General features: G+C 63.4%; 5 protein-coding genes and 2 pseudogenes. 4 read left to right on the top strand and 3 right to left on the bottom strand.

Features of this window, described 5'->3' with window-relative positions:
• Positions 1-120: 120 nt before the first annotated feature.
• Both QK287_RS18205 and QK287_RS18200 read left to right on the top strand, forming a co-directional pair.
• The gene (locus tag QK287_RS18205; protein ID WP_282361107.1) at positions 121-564 is read left to right on the top strand and encodes a low molecular weight phosphatase family protein; all 444 of its coding nucleotides are present in this window, start codon (positions 121-123) and stop codon (positions 562-564) included.
• A gap of 3 nt (positions 565-567) precedes the next feature.
• Entirely contained in the window at positions 568-1,779 is a 1,212-nt protein-coding gene (locus QK287_RS18200; RefSeq protein ID WP_282361106.1) for an MFS transporter, read from the top strand.
• Positions 1,780-1,977: 198 nt separating this feature from the next.
• On the opposite strand, the gene QK287_RS18555 is transcribed toward QK287_RS18200, so the two are convergent.
• From QK287_RS18555 to QK287_RS18185, 3 genes and pseudogenes are all read right to left on the bottom strand, one after another.
• A complete protein-coding gene (locus QK287_RS18555; protein ID WP_348774852.1) occupies positions 1,978-2,457 on the bottom strand; it encodes a PfkB family carbohydrate kinase in 480 nt (159 codons plus the stop codon).
• Between the two features lie 932 nt (positions 2,458-3,389).
• Positions 3,390-4,120 (bottom strand): annotated as a pseudogene (locus tag QK287_RS18190) (IS481 family transposase); the annotation flags it as partial.
• Between the two features lie 203 nt (positions 4,121-4,323).
• The gene (locus QK287_RS18185; protein ID WP_282361104.1) at positions 4,324-4,824 is read right to left on the bottom strand and encodes a GNAT family N-acetyltransferase; all 501 of its coding nucleotides are present in this window, start codon (positions 4,822-4,824) and stop codon (positions 4,324-4,326) included.
• A 153-nt stretch (positions 4,825-4,977) separates the two neighbouring features.
• Between QK287_RS18185 and QK287_RS18180 the strand changes: the two are divergent.
• Both QK287_RS18180 and QK287_RS18175 read left to right on the top strand, forming a co-directional pair.
• A pseudogene (locus QK287_RS18180) lies at positions 4,978-5,238 on the top strand (DMT family transporter); the annotation flags it as partial.
• 195 nt (positions 5,239-5,433) lie between these two features.
• Positions 5,434-5,784 (top strand): metalloregulator ArsR/SmtB family transcription factor, encoded by a 351-nt coding sequence (locus QK287_RS18175; RefSeq protein WP_282361103.1) that lies wholly within the window; start codon positions 5,434-5,436, stop codon positions 5,782-5,784.
• Positions 5,785-5,967 lie beyond the last annotated feature (183 nt).

Raw genomic sequence — 5,967 nt, 5'->3', positions numbered from 1 at the left:
CGACGTCATCTACGCCATGCTCAAACACGGCACCTTCTACGAAGAGAAACCCGCCGCGGCCGCTTGACTAAAAGCATAGGGACGCCCCCCTTCCATGAACCACCAATGCGAAGAGCCGAGATGACTGAACACCACGAAACCCGGCATGAAACTAACCGGGGGCTGTACGACAACGTCGAACTGCTCCGCCGCATCACCTCAGCCCTCATGGACCAGCTCGTTGGGGGGGCCGTCACCGTGCACGCGGCCGGAACCCAGCCCGCCGAATCGCTGCACCCACAGGCCGCGGAGTCAGTGAATGAACTCGGCATCGACATCACCGGCGAACACCCCGAGTCCGTCGGCTACGAAGTCCTGCACGCGGTCGATCTCGTCATCGGCACTGACAACGAGGCGAAAGCCGCTCCAGGCGATGGCACCCGCAGTGACGTCTGGGATCGTGACGTCTGGGATACGGGCGCGCCCTCCGGTCGCGGCATCGAAGGCATGGATGACATGCGTCGGGTTCGGGACGAGACTAAGGCTCGGCTCCAGAGGCTGTATGCACAGCCGATGGGCAACTAGGAAATGACTGCCCCGGAGATATCCCGGACACTGGTCGCGGAGGGTGCACCGCGCGGCGGACTGGCCGCACTGTGTATCACCCAGACCACCGGGTGGGGCGTGCTCTACTACTCGCTGATCGCCGCGGTCCGCCCCATCAGCGAGGACACCGGCTGGGACCCGGCGCTCGTGACGGGAGCCTTTTCCGCTGGCCTGCTGGTCTCTGCGACGGCCGGGATCGCAGTCGGCAGGATCCTGGACAGGACCGGGCCGCGTACGCTGATGATCGGCGGATCCCTCATCGGAGTGCTGGCCCTGGTCCTAGTGGGACTGGCTCCGAACTTGCCGGTGTTCTTTGCGGCCTGGTTGCTTGCCGGCACGGCGCAGTCCGCGGTGCTGTATCAGCCGGCCTTTACGGTGATCAGCCGCTGGTACGGACCCGCCAGGGTCCGGCCACTGACCGTCCTGACCCTCACCGCCGGATTCGCATCCACCATTTTCGCCCCGCTCACCGCCGCACTTACATCCGCTTTCGGCTGGCGGGCTGCCTTCATCATGCTCGCCGCGATCATGGGAATCATCACCGTGCCGCTGCACGCCCGATACCTGAACCGGAGCTGGGCCCCAGCCGCCCCCGAAATCCCCCCAACGAACCAACGGATGATGATGCGGGCCATCCGGCGAAGCCCGGAATTCCTTGGCCTGCAGGCCCTATTGGTCCTGCTCTGCCTCGGCCTCTACACCGTCACCCTGAACATCATCCCCGTGCTGATGGAAAAGGGCGCCGACTACACGACAGCAGCGCTCGGGCTCGGTCTCGTGGGTGCCGGTCAGATCGGCGGGCGTCTGCTATTCGCAGCCATCCCGCCCGGCACCCGCTTGCCTGTCATCGCCGGAACCGCAGCCTGCGCCGTCCTTTTGCTGGCCGCCCTACCCGGCCCGGTCCCGCTGCTGATCGCAGCAGGAATGCTCGCCGGTGCGGTCCGCGGGTGCCAGACACTATTGCAGGCCACAATTGTAGGCGACCGGTGGGGAAGCCAACGACTCGGCACCCTGCAAGGCATCTTCGCGGCTCCCCTGACAGCTGTTACCGCCATCGCTCCGGCAGCCGGCCAGGCAATCGCAGCCTGGCTCGGCTCCTACGCTGCCATGGCATATGCCATGGCAGTTGCCACCGGGACTGCCGCAATCATCGCCGTCGCCGCGCGCCTCAGCAGAAGCTCTCACGCCGGATAAGGGATGAAAGCCATCGAAATAGTTATGTGAGTCGCAGAACTATTTGGCAGTGAAGTACCCAACCGGTCGCGGAGCAGCTGCGCGACATTGAATTCGGCGCCTATCTGCCGTAGCGGCGGCGCCTCCGCTCAACCACGGCTTGGCGTACCGTTTACGACATACGTCAGAACGTCCGCATCGAGCCGGGCTGCCATCGCTTCAACGCCCGAGGATGGGGTGCAGATGCTCACTCTCAATGGCAACGCGGGCCTGAGCGGACGCCGCCTTGAGCGAATCAGCAATTGACAGGCCGTGCAAGGTCGCACCCAGGAAGCCAGCCATGAACGCATCGCCGGCACCGTTCGTGTCCACAACGTCGGCGGGAACAGCAGCAACTTCGTGCCGCGTCCCGTCCGCTTCCAGAGCTATCGCACCATGCGCCCCGCGCGTGCAGACAGCCAGGCGAGGGCCCCTCGCGAGGCAGGAGCGCATAAGCTCCCAGGGATCGTTTGTCCGATCGTCGTTCATGAAAACGACCTCGGCCGCCCCCAGAAATGGCTCATGGAAAGCGGACGATCCGTCGTAATCGTGAAGGTCCATCCATAGCGGTGTCCGCCGGACCTCGTCGCGTTCGAGCATCAACAGGCCAAGCTCGCTCAGGTCTATCACGGCGAGATCCGCCGCTACTACAATTGCCACGGCAGCGTCAACCTCATCCTTCGCCGGCGTGGAAGGCACTGAAACGTAAAGAGATACCCGGCCACCACCGTCGGTCATGAGGTTGACGTGGCGCTCGGTGCGCTCAGATGCAATCGCCTCGACGGTGACGCCAGCGGTGGTGAGAGCGTCGCGCGCCCACCCGCCGACTTCGTCCGCGCCAAAAGGCGAGCACAGGCGTACGTCTATGCCGAGATCCGCCAGGTGTAAGGCCTTCCCCGCTGAGGTGCCTCCGACCGTCTGCCAAGAGCGCCGCGCGAACTGCATATGCGGAATAGGTTCTGGGAGGTGGTCAAGGAGGATTAGGTGGTTCCACGACGCGGGGCCACAGACTGCGACCGTCGGACAAACAGACATGTTCGCAGCCTATACTGCTGGTCCCTTCTGGCCCTAGTGTCTTCGACCCAACGGTGGAGACACCGAGCGGTGTGGATGGCCCGGTGGGACAGGCGGGCTTCGGACGGTCCTCCCAACACGTGAGCCTGTTCGGAGCTCCGAGGGCGTCAGAATCCACCCGACTTGACTTGAGTCGATTATAGGGCGCGCAGGACTCCTCTCTCGAAAGCATTCCGGGTGTTCGTATCGCAATCACAGTCGACTCCTCCGGGGAGGGGCGATCTTGCCTCAGAGGCGCAATCACGATCCAAGCGGAAACAGAACTTATCGCTCGGAGTCCAATTCGATGAGTTCAACGCTGGCGGAACTCTGTTATGAAGTGATGGGGCCACGGGTGCGGGGACGAGTGCCGGGACTACTTTCGGAGCCGAAAAGCTAGGACACCGAGCTAGTGCTCGAAGTTTTCTGCATCCTGTCTCTGCGCGCCCTCTGCCGCTGGTCAGAAGCGCTCTAACTCCCGGGGCGTGTCGACAGAGACCAAGAGCTATTCGTCGGGGTCGACGCGGGGATCCAGACGCCTAGGCGCATTGACCACGGACGTTGGAGACGAAGCTGACGGGTGTTTGACCCCTGAGTGAGGTGTGGCCTCGATTGCGGTTGTAGAGGTGCAGCCACGGCTTGAAAGCGGCCACGCGTTCGGTGTCAGAGGTGTAGGGCCGGCCTGGGCCCACTCGTCGATCAGGGTGCGGTTGAATCGTTCGACCTTGCCATTGGTCCGGGGCCGGTAAGGGGGTCCATTTGTGTTCTATGACCGGTCCCAGGGCCTCTGCGAAGGCCCTGTAGCAGGAGCCGTTGTCCGTCAGGACCCGGCGCACCGTGAACCCGGCGGCGTTCATTGCCGCTGGGCCTCTTTTCCAGAAGCCCGTGCGATGTCTTATTTTCTCGTCGGTGAGGATCTCGGTGTGGGCGAACAGGGGTTAATCTTCGACGGCAGGTTCAGATAGGCGTAGCCCGGGCGCCGGTTGCGCCCGTGCCGGTGTCGTTCCGTTTGCCCAAGTCCCGGCCCGTGACGAGGTGTCCGTCTCCGTCGGGGATCCGGCCGAGTTTCCTTGACGTCCACGTGGACCAGGTCGCCCGCGTGTTCGTGCTCGTAGCGACGGATTACAGTTCCGGCGGACTGGCCCAACCAGGACAGCCTGGCCGGACAGTACCGGGAGAGGACCTTGTGCACCGCCGAGGGGTGGATCCCCAGCAGGTAGCTGAACCTGGCCGGCCCCCAGCGGCGGTTGACTCTGAGCGCGATGATCCGCGGTCCCCGGCGGTGCGGGATCAGTCAAGGTGACCGGACCGGGCGACCGGAGCGGTTGTCCATCCAGATTCTAGACAAACCCCAATCCACCCGCAGGTCGTCTTTATGTCATCCCACCACGCCGCATCACTAACGTCCGTGCTTGATACCACTAGGCCGCAGCCAGATGGAGGCGCGGCTGCGACGAGCCGGTCACCTACAGGTCAACCACGAACCGCCGTCTCGCGGGAGCCGCCAAAGGCCTCCAGCGCCCCGCCGGTGAGGCGGAAGGTGGACCATTCGCTCATGGGGGCGGCGCCGAGGTTCCTGTAGAAGTTGATGGAGGGTTCGTTCCAGTCAAGGACGCTCCACTCGACGCGGGCGTAACCGCGTTCGACTGCGGTCGATGCGAGGTGTTGCAGGAGCGCTTTGCCGTGGCCCTCTCCACGGGATTCAGGCCGGACGTAGAGGTCCTCGAGGTAGATGCCGTAGACGCCTTCCCACGTGGAGTAGTTCAGGAACCAGAGGGCGAAGCCCTCCACCTCACCGTTCTCGTTCTCGGCCATGCTGGCAAAGACCCTCGGGGTCTCGCCGAAGAGGACCTCGGTGAGCAGCTCCGGGGTGTTCCTGACAGCGTCCGGCTCCTTCTCGTAGATGGCTAGTTCTTGGATCATCTGCAGGATTGCGGGAACATCGTTCGCTCTGGCTGCCCGGATTACACTCACTTTTCCGACATTACTAGCGCAAGAGTCGGAGGCCATTTTTGTTACGCGGATGACGGCCGCCGTGTCGGCACATTCGAGGCCACCCGGCAAACTTCGGCCTAAACGCCCCGGTCGTGATTGCTGCCCGGGAGAGAGAAGGTCCGCCGCGGTCTAGAACTCGGAGCATGGCAAACGGTCTCCTGGGCCCTCGTCCTGGCAACTCCCGCGATGGTGTTCCTGACCGTCACCGCAATCGCTGAGCAGCCACCGTCCGGCACACCTGCCCAATGGGCTGCCTTTGCCTACCTCGGAGTGGTCAGTATGTTCCTTGGATTCTTCGCGTGGTACCGCGGACTCGCCATCGGTCCCATGGCCCAGGTCAGCCAGGTCCAACTGGTTCAGCCGGTCCTGAGTATCTGCTGGGCCGGCCTTCTGCGGTGTCAGTCGCGAACTGCACTCTTTCTCGGGATTAGCTCATCGACATTTAATCAGGGGGTGAAGGCACGCGGCCACGCGAGTGAGTCGCAAAACCGGCCGCGACGACGTCGGCATTGACGGCACCCCCAAGCGCCGCGGTGATCCGGCCGGTCATCGTATTGATGATTGTCAATACGATGGCATAATGGATATATGAGCTCGCTGTCGACCCTCGAATCGACCGCGGATGAAATCTGTTGCGTTCCGGCGGGAATTCCTTCCCTGGGCGCTGAAGAGGCGAAGCAGAAGGCTCTGATTTTCAAGGCACTCGCTGATCCGAACCGACTACGTCTGCTCTCCATCGTCAAGGCACAAGCCTCCGGCGAATCTTGCGTGTGCGACCTGACCGAACCGCTTGATCTCGGTCAACCTACGGTCTCCCACCATCTGAAACTCCTGGTCGATGCGGGTCTGCTGCACCGAGAAAAGCGTGGCACGTGGGCGTTTTACTCGCTGGTCCCCGGCGCCCTGGAGCAGACGGCCGGAATCCTGGCGGCCCTGTGACCGGGCAGGAACATTCCGTTGCCACGATCCGCCCCATGCGTGACGGCGACTGGCCCGCCGTCCGGCGGATCTACCTTGAAGGCATCGCCACCGGCCACGCCACCTTCGAATCAGAGGCACCCGGCCGAGAAAGGTTCAACACCTCGAGACTGCCCGACCACCGACTGGTCGCCGAAACCGCGG

It is taken from the genome of Arthrobacter sp. AL05 (genome assembly GCF_029960715.1).
Classification (GTDB): domain Bacteria; phylum Actinomycetota; class Actinomycetes; order Actinomycetales; family Micrococcaceae; genus Arthrobacter.
The sequence above is the reverse complement of the archived record's forward strand: the minus strand, read 5'-3'. Positions and strand labels throughout refer to the sequence as shown.